The 16,805-nt window shown below is 73.0% G+C and carries 18 protein-coding genes; 13 read left to right on the top strand and 5 right to left on the bottom strand.

Going from position 1 to position 16,805, the window contains the following annotated elements:
* Positions 1–53: 53 nt before the first annotated feature.
* The gene (locus AB0K52_RS10075; RefSeq protein ID WP_363528940.1) at positions 54–824 is read left to right on the top strand and encodes a hypothetical protein; all 771 of its coding nucleotides are present in this window, start codon (positions 54–56) and stop codon (positions 822–824) included.
* Positions 825–890: 66 nt separating this feature from the next.
* Here AB0K52_RS10075 and AB0K52_RS10070 read toward each other — a convergent pair whose 3' ends face one another.
* From AB0K52_RS10070 to AB0K52_RS10060, 3 genes are all read right to left on the bottom strand, one after another.
* Entirely contained in the window at positions 891–1,841 is a 951-nt protein-coding gene (locus tag AB0K52_RS10070) for a DUF4232 domain-containing protein (protein ID WP_363528937.1), read from the bottom strand.
* Positions 1,842–1,889: 48 nt separating this feature from the next.
* On the bottom strand, positions 1,890–3,059 hold the full coding sequence (locus AB0K52_RS10065) for a PP2C family protein-serine/threonine phosphatase (protein ID WP_363528934.1): 1,170 nt from the start codon (positions 3,057–3,059) through the stop codon (positions 1,890–1,892).
* 110 nt (positions 3,060–3,169) lie between these two features.
* Positions 3,170–3,673, bottom strand: a complete 504-nt coding sequence (locus tag AB0K52_RS10060) for a DUF1269 domain-containing protein (RefSeq protein WP_363528931.1) — start codon at positions 3,671–3,673, stop codon at positions 3,170–3,172.
* 234 nt (positions 3,674–3,907) lie between these two features.
* On the opposite strand from AB0K52_RS10060, the gene AB0K52_RS10055 reads away from it, so the two are divergent.
* From AB0K52_RS10055 to AB0K52_RS10030, 6 genes are all read left to right on the top strand, one after another.
* Entirely contained in the window at positions 3,908–4,888 is a 981-nt protein-coding gene (locus AB0K52_RS10055) for a sulfite exporter TauE/SafE family protein (RefSeq protein ID WP_363528928.1), read from the top strand.
* Between the two features lie 159 nt (positions 4,889–5,047).
* On the top strand, positions 5,048–6,937 hold the full coding sequence (locus AB0K52_RS10050; RefSeq protein WP_363528925.1) for a hypothetical protein: 1,890 nt from the start codon (positions 5,048–5,050) through the stop codon (positions 6,935–6,937).
* Between the two features lie 61 nt (positions 6,938–6,998).
* Positions 6,999–7,187, top strand: a complete 189-nt coding sequence (locus AB0K52_RS10045; RefSeq protein WP_208494921.1) for a hypothetical protein — start codon at positions 6,999–7,001, stop codon at positions 7,185–7,187.
* Between the two features lie 92 nt (positions 7,188–7,279).
* Positions 7,280–7,927: a class I SAM-dependent methyltransferase gene (locus AB0K52_RS10040; RefSeq protein WP_363528923.1), complete on the top strand. Its 648-nt coding sequence runs from the start codon at positions 7,280–7,282 to the stop codon at positions 7,925–7,927.
* 19 nt (positions 7,928–7,946) lie between these two features.
* The gene (locus tag AB0K52_RS10035; protein ID WP_363528920.1) at positions 7,947–8,585 is read left to right on the top strand and encodes a class I SAM-dependent methyltransferase; all 639 of its coding nucleotides are present in this window, start codon (positions 7,947–7,949) and stop codon (positions 8,583–8,585) included.
* Between the two features lie 62 nt (positions 8,586–8,647).
* Positions 8,648–9,211: a 3'-5' exonuclease gene (locus tag AB0K52_RS10030; protein WP_363528917.1), complete on the top strand. Its 564-nt coding sequence runs from the start codon at positions 8,648–8,650 to the stop codon at positions 9,209–9,211.
* 6 nt (positions 9,212–9,217) lie between these two features.
* Here AB0K52_RS10030 and AB0K52_RS10025 read toward each other — a convergent pair whose 3' ends face one another.
* Entirely contained in the window at positions 9,218–10,093 is an 876-nt protein-coding gene (locus AB0K52_RS10025) for a hypothetical protein (protein WP_363528915.1), read from the bottom strand.
* A 59-nt stretch (positions 10,094–10,152) separates the two neighbouring features.
* Positions 10,153–10,659 (bottom strand): O-acetyl-ADP-ribose deacetylase, encoded by a 507-nt coding sequence (locus AB0K52_RS10020; protein WP_363528912.1) that lies wholly within the window; start codon positions 10,657–10,659, stop codon positions 10,153–10,155.
* 196 nt (positions 10,660–10,855) lie between these two features.
* On the opposite strand from AB0K52_RS10020, the gene AB0K52_RS10015 reads away from it, so the two are divergent.
* The 6 genes from AB0K52_RS10015 to ptsP are packed head-to-tail and all read left to right on the top strand — an operon-like array spanning position 10,856 to position 16,521.
* Complete coding sequence (locus AB0K52_RS10015; RefSeq protein WP_363528910.1) at positions 10,856–11,617, top strand: DeoR/GlpR family DNA-binding transcription regulator; 762 nt, start codon at positions 10,856–10,858, stop codon at positions 11,615–11,617.
* A complete protein-coding gene (locus AB0K52_RS10010) occupies positions 11,614–12,606 on the top strand; it encodes a 1-phosphofructokinase family hexose kinase (protein ID WP_363528907.1) in 993 nt (330 codons plus the stop codon). The genes AB0K52_RS10015 and AB0K52_RS10010 overlap by 4 nt, the downstream gene beginning before the upstream one ends.
* A gap of 17 nt (positions 12,607–12,623) precedes the next feature.
* Positions 12,624–13,073 carry a PTS sugar transporter subunit IIA gene (locus AB0K52_RS10005; protein ID WP_363528904.1) on the top strand — a complete coding sequence of 150 codons (450 nt, stop codon included), beginning with the start codon at positions 12,624–12,626 and terminating at the stop codon, positions 13,071–13,073.
* 26 nt (positions 13,074–13,099) lie between these two features.
* Positions 13,100–14,569, top strand: a complete 1,470-nt coding sequence (locus tag AB0K52_RS10000) for a fructose-specific PTS transporter subunit EIIC (protein ID WP_363528901.1) — start codon at positions 13,100–13,102, stop codon at positions 14,567–14,569.
* A gap of 17 nt (positions 14,570–14,586) precedes the next feature.
* Positions 14,587–14,856 (top strand): HPr family phosphocarrier protein, encoded by a 270-nt coding sequence (locus tag AB0K52_RS09995; RefSeq protein WP_363528899.1) that lies wholly within the window; start codon positions 14,587–14,589, stop codon positions 14,854–14,856.
* A gap of 9 nt (positions 14,857–14,865) precedes the next feature.
* Positions 14,866–16,521, top strand: coding sequence for a phosphoenolpyruvate--protein phosphotransferase (gene ptsP / locus AB0K52_RS09990; RefSeq protein ID WP_363528896.1), 1,656 nt, complete (start codon positions 14,866–14,868; stop codon positions 16,519–16,521).
* Positions 16,522–16,805: the final 284 nt, after the last annotated feature.

Here is a 16,805-nt window from a genome sequence, read left to right as displayed (position 1 = left end):
GCCCGGTATGTCGCGGCCGGGAGCGGCGTCCTCGCGCGCTTAAGGTGGCGCTTGTGGAGAGACGAGAAGCGAGCGCGGTGGCGGCCGGGGTCCGCTGGGCCGCCGCCTTGACGGTAGTGGGTCTGGCCGTGGCCGGGTGCGGGGCGGGCCGGAGCGCCCAGACCAGCGGAATGCAGACTGCGATCTCGGGCGTCGACGTGGACGCCGGGGCGATCGCCTTGCGCGACATGCAGGTCGACTTCGGAGACATCGGGTTCTACCCGGCGGGCGGGCAGGCCCCGCTGCGGATCTGGATGGACAACCAGAGCAACGAGCCCGTGTTCCTCGAAGCGGTCACGAGCCCCGCCGCCGAGGCGGTGCTCCTCGCGGCCGACGTCCTCGTCACCGAGGAACCGGGTGAAGGCGAGACCTCGGCCCCGGCCGGCGACGAGTCGGCGACGCCGACCGCCGACGCCTCCGAGACGCCCGGTGCGGACGCGTCCGAGACCCCGACCGGTGATGCGGCCTCGCCGACGTCCGATGCGACGCCGACAGGCGACGACGAGGCGTCCGCCTCGCCCGAGGCGCCGGTCGCGGAGATCATGGGGGAGCGCGACTTCGAGATCGAGCTCGCCCCGTCCTCGTACATGCGCCTGACGCCGACCACGGGCTCCTTCCTGCTCTTGGACGGGCTGAAGGAGGACGTGTTCATGGGTTCGAGCGTCGAGGTCACATTCGTGTTCTCGAACGGCGAGGCGGTCACCGTGGACCTGCCGATGGGCGTCCCGCTGGAAGCGCCGCCGCGCTCGTACTTCGAGCCGCAGCACGCGGAAGGCGCCGAGTAGCGCCGCAGACGGATCGATGGCGGCGGCGCCGATGCGCCGCCGCCATCGCCGTGCCGCCTCGCCGCACTAGCGCCAGGCGGTGACTTCGATTTCGCGGGTGGTGCCCAGGTCGATCGAGGCCTCGGGGCCGACGGTCTCCAGCGGCGAGCCCTCGGCGTAGCCCACGCGGATCTCGGTCGCGTTGACGACGTCGTCTTCGTCCGCGGACTCGACCCTGTTGCGCCACAGCATGCCCGCGCTCACCGTGTCGCCGGGCGCGAGGGTGATCGCCGTGGGTCCGGGGTCCTGGAGCGTGTCCGAGCCCTGGCGCACCTCGATCTCGACGCCGGGGATCTCGATCACCGGGTAGCCGTTGATCGCGATGTCCTCCGTGCCGCAGTTGAGGAGTTCGATCCCGGAGGAGCGCACGCCCATCGCGGCGCTGCCCTGCGTGACGGTGACGTGGAAGCCGCCTTCGGGGCAGGCCGGTTCCTCGGGCAGGTCGGTCGCGGGCGCGACGGGCTCGGCCGGCGGGACCGCCGGCTCCCCGGCGACCTGCCATGACCCGAGGTCGAGCACGTGGTCGGTGTTGAGCTGGACCGGTCGGGCGAGTTCGAGTTCGTATCCGGCGTAGACCGGGAGCGCGTTGATGAGGAAACGGTCGACGTCCATCACCTCCCGGGAGCGCGTGGCCTCGATCCACGAGAGCGGCGCGACCGCGGCCTGGCCGGGGTCGACCGTGATGGACTCCTCGACGTTGGCGTCGCGGGGCGCGGCGACGTTCCCGCCGAAGACCCCGACCTGCGGGATGCTGTCGAGGAGCAGCGGTTCGGTGCCGCAGTTGACGAGCCCGATCGCCATGAACACCCGGTCGGCCACCTGCCCGGTCGGGGTGAGCGACATCTGGACGCCCAGGTCGTCGCATTCGGTCGAGGTCGCCGCGGCGGCCGGCGGCTGCTCCCCTTCGCCGCTGCATCCGGCCGCGGCGAGGGCGAGGACGGCGGCGATCAGTGCCAGTGGCCGGGCGGTGCGTCGCATGCGGTTCCTTCGGTCGTGCGGGTTTCCAACCTCCCTCACGCCGAGCACCTACCGCGAGGTTGCACCGGGGGCCTGGATGATGAGGACGGTGAGGTCGTCGTTGCGCTCGTAGCCGCCGCCCTGGAAGTCGGCCTTGAGCTTGCGGTGGAGCCGGTCGGGGTCGCGGACGCCGGCGGCGACGTGGGCGTTGATCCGCTCGACGACCGGGAAGGTCTCCCCGGCGGCGTTGCGACCCTCGATGAACCCGTCGGTGAAGACCACGACCAGGTCGCCGGGCATGAGCGTGGCCTCGCGGATCTCGGTGCGCTGCAGGCTGAAGTCGGCGAGCCCGAGCGGGGGCATCGGCCGGGCGCCCAGGGGCTGCGCGGAGCCGCGCACCAGGAGCGGGGCGGGGTGGCCGCACAGGACGACCCGGATCGTGTCGAACCGGGGCGTGATCTCGATGAGCGCGGCGGTGGCGAACGACTGCTCCCATTCGGTGCGGGACCGGTTGTGCATGCGCACCCGCCGCTCCATGCGCGCGGCCAGGACGTGCAGGTCGGGGTCGTCGAGCGAGCGCTCCCGGAACGTGCCGAGGAGGGCTTCGGTGAGGTGGACGGTGGTGAGGCCGTGGCCTTGCACGTCGCCGACGACCGCGCGGATGCCGAGGTCGGTCTCCTGCACCTCGTAGAAGTCGCCGCCGACGAGTCCGGGGCTGCCGTCGTGGGTCCGGTAGGTGACGGCGACGCGCGCGCCGCCGACATGGGAGGGCAGCTCGGGCAGGATCGCGGTCTGCACGGCCTCGGCGACGAGCGTCATGTCGAGCAGGCGCAGCACCATCCGGTTGCGGACCCACGCCAGGGCGGTGCACAGCACGCCGATGATGGCCACGGGCGGCACGTCGTGCCAGGACGAGACGGGGTAGGGGCGCAGGCCGAGCGCGTCCTGCCCGAGGCTGATGACGGCGATGACGAACAGGGTCGAGCAGGCGGTGGCAACGGGGCCGTTGACGAGGGCGGTGAAGGCGGGCAGGAGCACCACGGCGAAGTCGGCGTACTCGGCGGCGGTGTCGTCGAGGAACGCGATCGGGAAGGTCGCGGCGAGGAGGATGTAGGGCATGAGCCGAAGGACGAGGACCGATCCGGGCTGCCCGGCGGCGAGCCGGCTCCAGGGACTCTTGGGCGGCACATAGGACCGGAAGTACCCCTGCATCTCCGGTCCGGCCAGCTTGCCCTTCACGGGGAGAGCGTAAGCGGCACCGCCTGGACCCCGGCCTTGAACAGTGAAAACGGGTCCCATGCGCACGAAGAGCGGACGGGGGCCGCTCCCGTCCGCTCCGATGCGCCCTGCTAGCCGGCGGCGCCGGCGGCGGCGTCGATGTGCTCGCGCAGGCGCGCCTCCTCCTCGGTGGAGAGGTTCGTGGAGATGAGCTTGCCCTGGTACTGGCCGTGCAGTTCCTCGAGGACCTTGTCCTCGGTCATGGACCGGACCAGCACCACCAGGGCGGCGGTGCCGGGGGCGAGATCCCTGCCGAGGTCCTTCATGAACGTGTCGTCCACGCCGATGTCGGTCATGGCGCCGCCCGCGGCCCCCGCGGCCGCGCCGACGGCCATGCCGAGCAGCGGCGCGAAGAACAGCAGGCCGATGAGGCCGCCCCACAGCGCGCCGCCGGCGGCGCTGACGCCCACCAGGGAGTTCGACTGGTGGAGCTTGACCTTGCCGTCGTCGCGCCGCTCGACCACGACCGCGTCGTCGAGCTTGACGATCTCGCGCTTCTGCATGTCGGCGAGTCTGCCGAGGACCGTCTGCGCGGTGGGCACGTCCGGATAGGCCACGGCGATGAGTTTGCTCATGCGTCTTCCTCTCTGCGGGCCGCCGTCGGCGGCGTCTCGCCCGATTGTGTCCCCGTTCGACGGGACTCGCCGGAAAACGCCCGCCAAACTCCGGTTCAGGCGGGGGCTGCGGGCCTTCGGACCGGGTATTCCCGCTAGGCGGGACCGGCGGTTGACGTTCGCCGGCAGTGCAATCTATATTTCCCATAGATTTGGTAGAGAATATGTTCCGGTCATCACTCGGAAGGCTCCCTCGTGCGCTCGCTCGTCCTCCTCGGCCTCGTCGGCCTGGCCGCCCAACTCGTCGACGGCTCCCTCGGCATGGCCTACGGCGTCACCTCCACCACGCTGCTGCTCGCGATCGGGGCGAACCCGGCGGCCGCCTCGGCGACCGTCCACCTCGCGGAGATCGGCACCACCCTCGCCTCCGGCGCCTCGCACTGGCGCTTCGGCAACGTCGACTGGAAGGTCGTCCTCAAGATCGGCATCCCGGGCGCCGTCGGCGCCTTCGCGGGCGCCACGGTCCTGTCGCGGCTTTCTACCGAGGTCGCCGCCCCGGTCATGTCGATCATCCTGCTCTCCCTCGGCCTCTACCTGCTCATCCGCTTCACCGTGCGGGGCCTCGACCGCAAGAACCTCGGCAAGCCGCTGCGCAAGCGGTTCCTGGCCCCGCTCGGCCTCGTCGGCGGCTTCCTCGACGCCACCGGCGGCGGGGGCTGGGGCCCGGTCGGGACGCCCGCGCTGCTCGCCAGCGGCCGCATCGAGCCGCGCAAGGTCATTGGCTCGATCGACACCTCGGAGTTCCTGGTCGCGCTCGCGGCCTCGGCCGGCTTCCTCGTCGGCATCGGCAGCGCCGGCATCGACTTCGCATGGGTCGGCGTGCTCCTGCTGGGCGGCCTCATCGCCGCGCCGATCGCGGCCTGGCTGGTCCGGCACATCCCGCCGCGCGTGCTCGGCTCGGCCGTCGGCGGCGTCATCGTTCTGACCAACACCCGCACCCTGCTGCGCAGCGACTGGATCGCCGCCCCCGGCGGCGTCGCGATCGCGATCTACATCGTCATCGCCCTCGCCTGGATCGCGGCCGTGGCCCACTCGGTGCGCCGCCACCTCGCCGAGCGCGACGTGGGCGGCCCCGTCCTCGACAAGGCCAGCAACCCCGCCGGCCCTCCCGAGACCGGCTCCGCCGCCGTCGAAGCCCCTGCGCGCGTTGAGGAACCGGCCGCCGGGACCGCCTGATCCGGACACCGCCGCGGCCCGCACCGACCACGGTGCGGGCCGCGGCCGTCTCCGCGCCTCCGGGTCACTGTCCCTATTGGATTTGGATGACGACGGCAAAGTGAACTTCAAGTAGCATGTTGCCTCAACGTGGCCCTGAGCTGGACCGTTGGAGGCGCCGTGACGCAGTTCTACCAAGCTTTGCTCCGGGACGGAGGGCCCCGGCTCGGGCCCCGGCTGCGGCGGTGCTTCGCCGCTTGGGCGGGCGTCGAGGACGACGGCGACCCGGCCTTCGAGCACGCCAAGGGCCGCACCCGCACCGCGCTCGCCGACAACGAGCTCTGCGGCCGCTACGTCCACGACGGCCCCACCGGCGAAGGCCGCCTCCGCACCACCGCCACCTGGGCGGCGGGCCGCAAGGGCGCCCCCGGCTGGGTCCGCGTCACCGTCGAGGGCGACCTCGACCAGGCCGACGTGACGGCCCCGGGCTTCATGCCCGCCTACCTCGCGACCGGCCGCGCCACCGACGGGGCCGTCCCGGTGGAGGCCGGGCCGCTCGTCGTCGGCCCCGAGGAGGTCAAGGAGCTCACCCGCTGGCTCGCCCGGGCCGACCGCGGCGTGCCGGTCATCGTCCTCACCGTCGACCGCTCGGACCCGAACCTGGTCGCCGCCTGCGCCGACCACCTCGCCGAGACCCTGTCGGGCATCGCCGTCGTCGCCCGCCTCTACGACGCCCGCACCCAGGACGACCTCAACGCCTGGCTCGGCGGCGACCTCAGCGTCTTCGGCGGCGGCCTGCGCACCTACCTGCCGGGCGTGCGCCCGGGGGAGGAGACCTACGCGATGCGCCACCAGCCGCGCGGCGGCGGCGCGATACGCGACCAGGGCGTCCGCTCGCTCGAAGTGGTCGTCAAAGGCGTCGTGGAGCTCTCGGTCCACCGCCCGCTCCCCACCGACGTGCGCCAGACCGAGCCCCGCGTCGCCCGCATACTCGCCGGGGCGCTGCCGCCGGGCGAACTCCACGCCGCCCCGCCCAGTCCGGCCGCGATAGCCGTCCCGCGCGGGCCGCGCATTCCCCGGCCCGCCGCACCGGTCGAACCCGAGACGCCCGCGCCCGCGGCCCCGACGCCGCCAGCGCAGACCGAACTGACGACACCCGAACCGCCGCAACCGGAACCAGCGCCCGCTGGCGACCGCACCGCCGATCTCGCCGACGACATCGCCGCGAAGCTCGCCGACCGCCTCGACGACAGCGTCCTCGAAGCCCTCGTCGACATGGCCCGCGGCGGCGACTCCGAGACCACCGCCCTCATCAAGACCATGTCCGCCCACCTCGACGCCCTCACCCGCGCCGTCGAGGCCGCCGGGTTCCTCGCCCCGCGCGCCCCCAGCGAGGAGCTCGAACGCCTCCGCGGCCAGTACGACCAGCTCGAACTCGACTACACCGAACTGCAGGAGCACGAACGCAAGGCGCAGGACCGCATCCGCTGGCTCGAGAGCCGCCTCGCCGAGCACGCCGACCCCGTCTACGGCCTCCAGGCCGAGGCCGGGGACGACGGCTGCTGGGAGGCCGAGAGCCTCATGGACGTCGTCCAGCGCGCCCGCAAGCAGCTGCGCCACCTCGACCTCCCCGACGCCCTCGACACCGAGGTGTCCAAACTCGACGTCATGTACCCGCGCCAGCGCCGCCGCTGGACCGGCCGCACCTGGGACGCCCTGCGCGCCCTCGACGCCTACGCCGCCGCCCGCGCCGAGGACCGCTTCACCGGCGGCTTCTACGACTGGTGCAGCCGCCCGCTCCCCGGAGCGCCCATCATCACCCCGGCCATGGTGTCCATGAAGGAGTCCGACTCCGTCTCGGGCAACCCGAAGTACCACCGGGCCAGGGTCTTCCGCGTCCCGGCCGAGATCGACCCGTCCGGCAGCGTGTACATGCCCTCCCACATCAAGCTCCAGCAGGTCGGCTCGCCCGCGCCGCGCATGCACTTCCTCGACGACGCGGGCGGGCCCACTGGCAAGGTCTGGATCGGCTACCTCGGCGACCACCTGCCCAACACGCGGACCAACTGACGCGCGGCGCATCGGCCCGGCTCCTTTTGTAGGCTCGGGGGGACCCCCGGAAGGAGCCTCGATGGACTTCATGCGCCGCAACGCGAGATGGATCGCCCTGATCGCCCTGCTCGTGGTCCTGGCACCGTTCATCGCGCAGATGTTCAACGCCCTGTTCGCGGTCGACACCCTGCTCGTGGCCGTGATCCTGCTGGGAGCCATCGCGGTCGCCGTCGTGGTCCTCGCCCGCTCCTCCAACGGCGAGGACTGACCGCGGCGACGGACCCACTGCCGGGCGCGGTGTGACTAGGCTCGAGACCGGGAGCGTCCCCGACGGCACGCCCCCGGACGAGAGGACACCCCATGGCACGCCGCAAGCGCCCCCTGTTCGCCCGCTGGTACCCCGACGCCGCCGCCCGGCTCGAAGCGCGCGGCCTCGCCGAGCAGCGCGCCCGCCTCCTCGCCCCGCTCGAGGGCCGCGTGCTGGAACTCGGCTGCGGCTTCGGCGCGAACTTCCCGCACTACCCCGCCGCCGTGACCGAGCTCGTCGCGGTCGAACCCGAGGAGCACTTCCGCGACCTCGCCCGCGCCCGCGCCGGCGAACTCGGCCGCCCGGTGACGATCATCGAGGGCACCGCCGAGGCCCTGCCGGTCGAGTCCGGCTCGTTCGACGCGGTCGTGGCCACCGCCGTGCTCTGCTCGGTCGACAGCCAGGCCGCCGCGCTGGCCGAGATCGCCCGCGTCCTCAAACCCGGCGGCGCGCTCTGGGGCTTCGAGCATGTCGGCTCGCCCCGCCGCGCCCGGCACGCCTTCGAGAAGGCCCTGGACGCCGTGCTCTGGACCCATCTCAACGGCGGCTGCCACCTCTCCCGCGACACCCTCGGCGCGATCCGCGCGGCAGGCTTCGACACGAGCGGGATCCGCACCGAGCGATTCGCGTTCCTGCCGTTCCCGGTATCGAAGAGCCCGCACATCGTCGGCGCGGCCCGCAAACCCGCGCCGACGGCATAGGCTGGCGGGGGAGGCCCGCATGCCACGACGCGCACACCCCCTCTTCGCCCGCTGGTACCCCGGCTTCGCCGCGCCCCTCGAGCCGCGCGGCCTGGGCGAGCGGCGCGCCCGGCTCCTCGCCCCGCTCACCGGACGCGTCCTGGAAGTCGGCTGCGGCCACGGCGTCAACTTCCCGCACTACCCCGCGGCGGTGACCGACCTCGTGGCCGTTGAACCCGAAGCGCGCCTTCGCGACCTCGCCCGAGAACGGGCCGCCGCCCTCGAGCGCGACGTGACCGTCCTCGACGGGCAGGCCGAAGCGCTCCCGCTGGAGAGCGGCTCGTTCGACGCGGTCGTCACCACGCTCGTCCTGTGCTCGGTCGAGGACCAGGACCGGGCGCTGGCGGAGATCCACCGGGTACTCAAACCGGGCGGGCGGCTGTGGTGCCTCGAGCACGTGGCCTCGTCGAACCGGGCCGTCCGCGCGGGCGAGCGCGTGTTCGACGCGGCCTTCTGGTCGCACGCGTTCGGCGGCTGCCGCACCGGCCGAGAGACCGGAGCGGCGATCGCCCGCGCCGGCTTCGACACCGCGGGCCTGGCGCCGCGCCGCTACCCGGACCTGCCGTTCCCACTCTCGGTGAGCCCGCACCTCATCGGCTCCGCCCGCAAACCCGCGTAGACCCGGGCCACAGCGGCCGAAACCGATTGAACCGCCGGTCCGCTCCCTTTACGCTGCACGGCATGGAATCACCCCGGAGCCTGCTGAACGTGGTCGACGTCGAGGCGACCTGCTGGGAGGGACAGCCGCCGCCCGGCGCGGTCAGCGAGATCATCGAGATCGGCCTCACCGTGGTCGACCTGGACCGCCGCGAGCGCCTCGCCAAGCACCGCCTCCTCGTGCGGCCCAGGCGGTCCCGCGTCAGCCCCTTCTGCACCGAGCTCACCGGCCTCACCCAGGAGGAGGTCGACACCGGCGTCGAGTTCGCCGAGGCCTGCCGCCTCCTCGGCGCCGAGCACCGCGCCGACTCGCGGCCGTGGGCGAGCTGGGGCGAGTACGACCGGCGCCAGTTCGAGCGCCAATGCAGGGCGACCGGCACCCGCTATCCCTTCGGCAGCCGCCACACCAACGTCAAGCTCCGCTTCACCGAGGCCCGCGGCCTGCGCCGCCGCCCCGGCATGGCCGAAGCGCTGGACATCGCGGGAATGCCGCTCGAGGGCCGCCACCACTCCGGCGCGGACGACGCCTGGAACATCGCCGCGATCGTCCTCGACCTCGCCGCGGGCGGCGATTGGCCCGAGGACTGAGGCCGCTCAGGCGATGCGGCCGTAGGCCTGCAGCGTCGTGAGGGTCGCCCGGGTCAAATACCCGCCCCATTCGTGGGCGACCACGGGCGTCCACATCATGAAGTTGGGCGCCCAACCCCCTTCGGCACCTTGCGTGTCGACGAGGTGGTCGAGGTGCCGGTCGATCTCGGCCTCGCTGAACAGGCTGCGGGCCATGGACTCCGGCGTCGGCGCGAGGTCGAGCGGGGAGTGGGTGTGCCCGGGCTCGTCCGGGTCCAGGGCCGCGCTGGCGCGCAGTGACGGGCTGAGACGCTCGAACTCGGCGGCTGCCCGGTCGCGGTCGTGGACCCGTTCGAGGAAGCGGAGAACGCACATCGCGTCGTAGGCGCCGACCTCGTCGAGGCCGGCGATCGCGCGCCAGCAGAACTCGGTGGCCGGTTCGAGCCAAGGGTGTTTGACCGAGTGGTGGTGGAGGAGCCCGACGATCGGCGCGGTGGGGTTCAGGGCGGCGGGCGGGCGCTCGCCCTGCGGCTGCCACCAGGGTCCGCGCTCGTCGTCGAGGACGCTCGGCAGCACCCACGGCACGCCGCCGTCCTCGGTCGAGTTCGCTTCGAGCCAGGCGCAGGCGGCGAGGACGATGGCCTCTTCGAACGCGCCGACGTCGTCGAGTGCCCAGAAGGCGGCCTCGACGCCCTGCGGCTGGCTGCTCGCGCCGCGCAGATCCGGTTCGATCGCGTGGCCGAACCCGCCGTCGGGGTTCTGGTGGGACCTCACGGCGTGCACGACCGGCCCGGCCGGGCCGCCGTCGAAGCGGTTGTCGAAGCGGGCCCGGTCGATGCGGCGGGCGTTCAGGACCAGGTACCGCTCCGCGGCGGCGAACGCGTCCTTGCTGAGCGTCTTCATCTTCGTGCCCCTTCGTTGCGGCGGCGGTTCCGGTCCGACCGTACCGGCCGGGTGCGACGTCAGCGGACCGCGCGCTGGAACGCGGCGAGGACGTCCGCGTTGAACAGGACGAAGCGGACCTCCGCGATGCCGGTCGCGGCCCCGCGAACGGTCGCTACGGCGATCTGCGCGGCCGACTCGGCCGGCCAGCCGAATACCCCGGCCGAGACCGCCGGAAACGCGATCGAGCGGGCGCCGAGCCGGTCGGCGAGCGTGAGGGACTCGCGGTAGCACGAGGCCAGGAGCTCGCTGCGGTCCTCCTCCTGGGAGTAGACCGGGCCGACGGTGTGGATCACCCACCGGGCCTCGAGGCGGCCGGCGGTGGTCGCGACGGCCTGCCCCGTCGGGAGCCCCTTGCCGTACTGGAATCGGCGCAGATCCTGGCATTCGGCGAGGATCGCCGGGCCGCCCGCGCGGTGGATCGCGCCGTCGACGCCGCCGCCGCCCATGAGCGAGGAGTTCGCGGCGTTGACGATCGCGTCGACGCGCTGCTCGGTGATGTCGCCGCTGAGGATTCGGATGGCCATGCCCGCATTGAAGCACGCGCGGGCCGGCGGCGCCACCGTGCCGAATCAACGTCCCGGCACCGGGCCCGCCAGTATCGTTCGAGGTCACGGGCTTGTTATGCACTCGCAACGCGTCAACGCCCCCGCAACGCGTTGACAAAGCAACAAGCAGCCATGTATAACCAAATAAATCCAAGTGAAACGGGGGTGAAACCACATGTTCGCGGAAGAGCGACAGCAGCGCATCGCCGAACGTGCGCGCACCGAAGGGCGCGTGGACGTCGCGGCCCTGGCGGCCGACTTCGCCGTCACCACCGAGACCATCCGCCGCGACCTCACCGCCCTCGAGCGCCAAGGCGTCGTCAAGAAGGTCCACGGCGGCGCGATCCCCCTCGAACGCATCGGCTACGAACCCACCGTCGCCGCCCGCGACACCGTCCAGACCGCCGCGAAGGAGCGCATCGCCGCCGCCGCCCTCGCCGAAGTCCCCGACGAAGGCGCCATCCTCCTCGACGCCGGCACCACCACCGCCCGCATCGCCCAAGCGCTCCCGGCCGACCGCGACCTCACCGTCGTCACCAACGACGTCCTCATCGCCTCCCTCCTCGCCGCCAAACCCCGCCTCACCGTCCTCATCGTCGGCGGCAAGGTCCGCCGTCGCACCATGGCCGCCGTCGACGACTGGGCGCTGCGCGCCCTCGCCGAGACCTACGTCGACGTCGCCTTCATGGGCGCCAACGGCATCAGCGTCGAACGCGGCCTCACCACCCCCGACACCGGCGAGGCCGCCGTCAAGCGCGCCATGATCGGCGCCGCCCGCAAGACCGTCGTCGTCGCCGACCACACCAAGGCCGGCAACGACTGCCTCGCCCGCTTCGGCACGCTCGACCAGGTCGACGTGCTCGTCACCGACACCGGACTCGACGACGACCTCGCCGCCGACTTCGAAGCCGCCGACCTGAAAGTGGTGCGCGCATGATCGTCACCGTCACCGCCAACCCGAGCCTCGACCGCACGATCGAGGTCGACCGGCTCCGCCGCGGCGAAGTGCAGCGCGCCATAGGCGACCGCGTCGACCCGGGCGGCAAGGGCGTCAACGTCTCCCGCGCACTCGTGGCCAACGGCCACGCCACCCGGGCCGTCCTCATCAGCGGCGGCCACGCCGGCACCGAACTCCTCGACCTCCTCGCCGAAGCGGGCGTGCCGATCATCGAAGTGCCGGTCTCCCAAGGGGTCCGCTCGAACCTCACCCTCGCCGAAGCCGACGGCACCGTCACGAAGCTCAACGAGGCCGGGCCGGTCCTGCGGGCCGAGGAGATCGAAGAACTGCTCGACGCCGCCATCGCCGCGCCGCCCAACTACGCCCTGCAGACGCCCTCGAGCAGCATCGACCGGCCGACCGCCTGGATCGCCGGCTGCGGGAGCCTCCCGCCGGGCGTCGGCGCCGACTTCTACGCCCTCCTCGTCGCCCGCGCCCGCGAAACCGGGGCGGCCACCGTCATCGACACCTCCGGCGCGGCACTGGAATCGTGCCTCGCCTCCCAACCCGATCTGGTCAAACCCAACCTCGAAGAACTCGCCGAAGCCGCCCACACCCCGATCGCCACACTCGGCGACGCGGTCGCCGCCGCCGAGGCACTGCGCGAGGCCGGGGCCGGAGCGGTCCTCGCCTCACTCGGCGCCGAGGGCGCCGTCCTCGTCGACGGCGCCGGCGTCTGGCACGCCCGCGCCCCCCTCGCCGGACCCGTCGCCAGCACCGTCGGCGCCGGCGACGCCGCCCTCGCGGGCTTCCTCGCCGCCGGGGGGCACGGCCCCGACGCGCTGGCCGCCGCCGTCGCCTGGGGCACCGCCGCGGTCGCCCTCCCCGGCAGCGTCATGCCCGGCCCGAACGACATCGACCTCAGCGCCGTCCATGTCGTCCGGGACCCGGACCCCGACCACGTCCTGAGCTCGCCCGCAGCGAGCTGAACCGAAGGAGCAAGCCAATGTCCGATCTCATCACCGCCGATCTGATCGACCTCGACCTCCACGGGGCCGACCGCCACGAGGCCACCGCGGTGCTCGCGGGCCTCCTCGCCGCCGCCGGGCGCGTCACCGACGTCGACGGGTTCCTCGCCGACGTGCGCGCCCGCGAAGAGCAGATGCCCACCGGCATCGAAGGCGGCATCGGCATCCCGCACGCCCGCAGCGCCCACGTCACCGCCCCCAGCCTCGCCTTCGGCCGGGCCGCCCAGGGCATCGACTTCGCCGCCGAGGACGGCCCCGCCGACCTCGTGTTCCTCATCGCCGCACCGGAAGGCGGCGGCTCGGAGCACATGACCATCCTCGCGTCCCTGGCGCGCAAGCTCATCCACGCCGATTTCAAGACCGCGCTCCGCGAGGCCCCCGACGCCGAAGCGGTCGCCGCCCTCATCAAGCAGAACCTGCCCAGCTAGCCCACTCCGAAGAAGGTGCACGAACAATGAAGCTCGTAGCAGTCACCTCATGCCCCACCGGCATCGCCCACACCTACGTGGCCGCCGAAGCCCTCGAACAGGCCGCGATCGCGGCCGGGCATGAGATCCAGGTCGAGACCCAAGGCGCCGCGGGCGCCGAAGCGCTCGACCCGGCCGTCATCGCCGCCGCCGACGCGGTCATCTTCGCCGCCGACGTCGACGTCCGCGACAAGGACCGCTTCGCCGGCAAGCCGATCGTCTCCGGCGGCGTCAAGCGCGGCATCAACCACGCCGCCGAGATGGTCGAAGAAGCGGTCGAGAAGGCCCAGGCCGCACCGGCCTCGACCGCACCCGCCGCGATGCCCGCCGCGCCCGCCGGACCGAAGCTCGGCCCCGGCGCGAAACTCCGCCTCTGGCTCATGACCGGCGTGTCCTACATGCTGCCGTTCGTCGCCGCGGGCGGCATCCTGATCGCGATCGCCTTCGTCTTCGGCGGCGCCGAGATCGCCACGAAGGTCGGCGGCGGCGAATTCGAAGGGGTCACCTACGAAGCGATCGCCAACCCGACCGACATCCTCGCGCAGGCCGGCTTCTGGGGCGTCCTGTTCTACATCGGCGGGCTGGCCTTCTCCATGCTCGTGCCGATCCTCGCCGGGTTCATCGCCTACGGCATGGCCGACCGCATGGGCATCGCGCCCGGCGTCGTCGGCGGCCTCATCGCGGTCGCCGTTGGCGCGGGCTTCCTCGGCGGCCTCGTCGCGGGCCTCCTCGCCGGCGCGATCGTCATGGCCCTCAAACTCATCAAGGCCAACCAGGCGTTCCAGGGCATCATGCGGATCGTCGTGATCCCGCTCGTGAGCGTCTTCGCCGTCGGCTTCATCATGCTCGTCGTCGTCGGCAAGCCCATCGCCGAAGCCCAGTCCTGGCTCACCGACTGGCTCGCCGGCCTCTCCGGCGTCAACGCGGTCCTGCTCGGCCTCATCCTCGGCGCGATGATGGGCTTCGACCTCGGCGGCCCGGTCAACAAGGTCGCCTACCTGTTCGGCGTCGGCGCCCTCGCCAGCGGCGACTTCACCGTCATGGCCGCCGTGATGGCCGCGGGCATGGTCCCGCCGCTCGGCCTCGCCCTCGCCACGGTCGTGCGCGGCAAGCTGTTCACGCAGGCCGAACGCCAGTCCGGCAAGGCCGCATGGCTCCTCGGCGCGTCCTTCATCACCGAAGGCGCGATCCCGTTCGCCGCGGCCGACCCGCTGCGCGTCATCCCGTCCACGATGGTCGGCGGCGCCGTGGCCGGAGCCCTCTCCATGGCCTTCGACGCGAGCCTGCGCGCCCCGCACGGCGGCATCTGGGTCATCGGCCTCATCGGCAACCCGGGCGGGTTCCTCGTCGCGATCCTCGCCGGGACCGCCGCGACCTGCCTGTGCGCCATCGCCCTCAAGACCGCCTGGCGCTCGACGGCCACCGCCGCCGACGAAGCCGCCATGCCCGTCATCTGATCGAGGAAGGAACACCGATGTCCGAACGCCGCGTCACCATCGCCTCCACCGTGGGCCTCCACGCCCGCCCGGCCAAGCTGTTCGCGAAACTCGCCGCCGAGCAGCCCGCCAAGGTCACCATCGCCAAAGAGGGCCAGGAGCCGGTCGACGCCCGCTCCCTCCTCATGCTCCTGACCCTGGACGCCAAGGGCGGCGACGAGGTCGTCCTCACCGCCGAAGGCGACGGCGCCGAGGCCGCCCTCGACGCCCTCGCCGCCGAACTCCAGACCAACCGCGACGAACCCTGAGGAGTCCAGGTGACCGCTGAGATGACCGGCATCGGCGTCAGCCCCGGCGCGGTCTACGCGCCGGTGGCGCGCCTCGCGCCCGTCCCCGCACCGCCCGCCGACACCGGGCCCGAGCCCGACCCGGCCGCCGCGCTCGCGCGCGCCCGGGCCGCCCTCGAAGCGGTCGCCGCCGACCTCGACGAACGCGCCGAGGCCGCCACCGGCACCACCGCCGACATCCTCGACGCCCAGTCGATGATGCCGCGCGACCCCGCCCTCGCCGACCAGGTCGAGAAGGCCCTCGCGAACGGCCGCTCGACCCCGCACGCGGTCATCGAGGCGTACGGGTTCTTCCGCTCCGCCCTCGAAGCCGCCGGCGGCTACCTCGCCGAACGCGCCGCCGACCTCGACGACCTCCGCGACCGCACCATCGCCGTCCTCCTCGACCGGCCCATGCCCGGCCTGCCCGACCCCGGGCACCCGTTCGTGCTGGTGGCCAACGACCTCGCACCCGCCGACACCGCCGCGCTCGACCCCGCCAAAGTCGTCGCGATCATCACCGAGCAGGGCGGGCCCACCAGCCACACCGCGATCCTCGCCAAATCCATGGGCCTGCCCGCCGTCGTCGCCTGTCCGGCCGCCGCCGCGCTCGCTGACGGCACCGAAGTCCTGGTCGACGGCGGCACCGGCCTCGTCGTCCCCGACCCCGAACCCGGGCGCGTCCGCCGCGTCCTCGACGCCGAGGCCAAACGCACCGCAGCCCTCGCCGCCAGCCGCGGGCCCGGTCGCACCGCCGACGGCCACGCCGTCCAACTCCTGGTCAACCTCGGCTCACAAGCCGACCTCGCGGCCGCCGCCGCGATCGACAGCGAAGGCGTGGGGCTCTTCCGCACCGAGTTCCTGTTCCTCGACCGCGACACCGCCCCCACCGTGGACGAGCAGGTCGAGGCCTACGGGCAGGTCTTCGCGGCCTTCTCGGGACGCAAGGTCGTCGTCCGCACCCTGGACGCCGGGGCCGACAAGCCGCTCGCGTTCGTCGACCACGGCGACGAGCCCAACCCCGCGCTCGGCGTGCGCGGCATCCGCCTGGCCCGCACCGAATCCGGCGCCTCCCTTCTCGACGACCAGCTGACCGCGATCGCCGCGGCCGCTGCCGAGCACAGCGCCGACGTCTGGGTCATGGCCCCGATGGTCGCCACCCCCGCCGAAGCCGCCGCCTTCGCCGACCGGTGCCGCGCCCACGGACTGCCCACCGCGGGCACCATGATCGAAGTCCCCGCCGCGGCACTGCGCGCCTCGCGCGTGCTCGACGGCTGCGACTTCGCCAGCCTGGGCACCAACGACCTCGGCCAGTACACGCTCGCCGCCGACCGCATGAACGGCGCGCTGGCCCACCTGCTCGACCCGTGGCAGCCCGCGCTGCTCGACCTGGTCAGCCTCGCCGCCGAAGCCGGTCGCGAGGCCGGGAAGCCGGTCGGCGTGTGCGGCGAGGCCGCCAGCGACCCGCTCTTGGCCTGCGTCCTCGTCGGCCTCGGGGTCACAAGCCTGTCCATGGCGCCCGGCGCGGTCGCGGCCGTCCGCGCCGAACTGGCCGTGCGCACCCTCGCCGACTGCGCGGGCATGGCCGCCGCCGCCCTCCACGCCAACGAGGCCGACGAGGCCCGCCGCGCGGTCGCCGCTTACTGAACGGCCAGTGGCACATCACATGTCACGCGCCACCGCCGCCGGGGCGGCGCCGACGCGGCCTCGACTGATGAGCGCAAATGATGCGTGACATGTGATGTGCCACCGCGGCACCCGGCAGGCTGACCCGCGATCCGGCCGAGGCGAAGGGAGGGCGTCCGTTGACCGCTCCCGCACGACGGGCGGCGTGTGACATGTGATGTAGTACTGGAATGGCGGCGGGAAGGCACGCGCGCCACCGCCGTGGGGCCAGGCAGTTCCGCCGATAACGGACCCTTCGACTAACC

It is taken from the genome of Glycomyces sp. NPDC049804, assembly GCF_040674615.1.
GTDB classification, from domain to species: domain Bacteria; phylum Actinomycetota; class Actinomycetes; order Mycobacteriales; family Micromonosporaceae; genus Glycomyces; species Glycomyces niveus.
Note: the sequence above shows the minus strand (reverse complement) of the source record. Positions and strands in the feature narration are given on the sequence as shown.

Excerpts from the sequence above, each read along its gene's own strand:
- AB0K52_RS10070 (WP_363528937.1), bottom strand. The coding sequence starts at position 1,841 with ATGCGACGCACCGCCCGGCCACTGGCACTGATCGCCGCCGTCCTCGCC.
- AB0K52_RS10060 (WP_363528931.1), bottom strand. The coding sequence starts at position 3,673 with ATGAGCAAACTCATCGCCGTGGCCTATCCGGACGTGCCCACCGCGCAG.
- AB0K52_RS10045 (WP_208494921.1), top strand. The coding sequence starts at position 6,999 with ATGGACTTCATGCGCCGCAACGCGAGATGGATCGCCCTGATCGCCCTG.
- AB0K52_RS10040 (WP_363528923.1), top strand. The coding sequence starts at position 7,280 with ATGGCACGCCGCAAGCGCCCCCTGTTCGCCCGCTGGTACCCCGACGCC.
- AB0K52_RS10035 (WP_363528920.1), top strand. The coding sequence starts at position 7,947 with ATGCCACGACGCGCACACCCCCTCTTCGCCCGCTGGTACCCCGGCTTC.
- AB0K52_RS10030 (WP_363528917.1), top strand. The coding sequence starts at position 8,648 with ATGGAATCACCCCGGAGCCTGCTGAACGTGGTCGACGTCGAGGCGACC.
- AB0K52_RS10025 (WP_363528915.1), bottom strand. The coding sequence starts at position 10,093 with ATGAAGACGCTCAGCAAGGACGCGTTCGCCGCCGCGGAGCGGTACCTG.
- AB0K52_RS10020 (WP_363528912.1), bottom strand. The coding sequence starts at position 10,659 with ATGGCCATCCGAATCCTCAGCGGCGACATCACCGAGCAGCGCGTCGAC.
- AB0K52_RS10015 (WP_363528910.1), top strand. The coding sequence starts at position 10,856 with ATGTTCGCGGAAGAGCGACAGCAGCGCATCGCCGAACGTGCGCGCACC.
- AB0K52_RS10010 (WP_363528907.1), top strand. The coding sequence starts at position 11,614 with ATGATCGTCACCGTCACCGCCAACCCGAGCCTCGACCGCACGATCGAG.
- AB0K52_RS10005 (WP_363528904.1), top strand. The coding sequence starts at position 12,624 with ATGTCCGATCTCATCACCGCCGATCTGATCGACCTCGACCTCCACGGG.
- AB0K52_RS10000 (WP_363528901.1), top strand. The coding sequence starts at position 13,100 with ATGAAGCTCGTAGCAGTCACCTCATGCCCCACCGGCATCGCCCACACC.
- AB0K52_RS09995 (WP_363528899.1), top strand. The coding sequence starts at position 14,587 with ATGTCCGAACGCCGCGTCACCATCGCCTCCACCGTGGGCCTCCACGCC.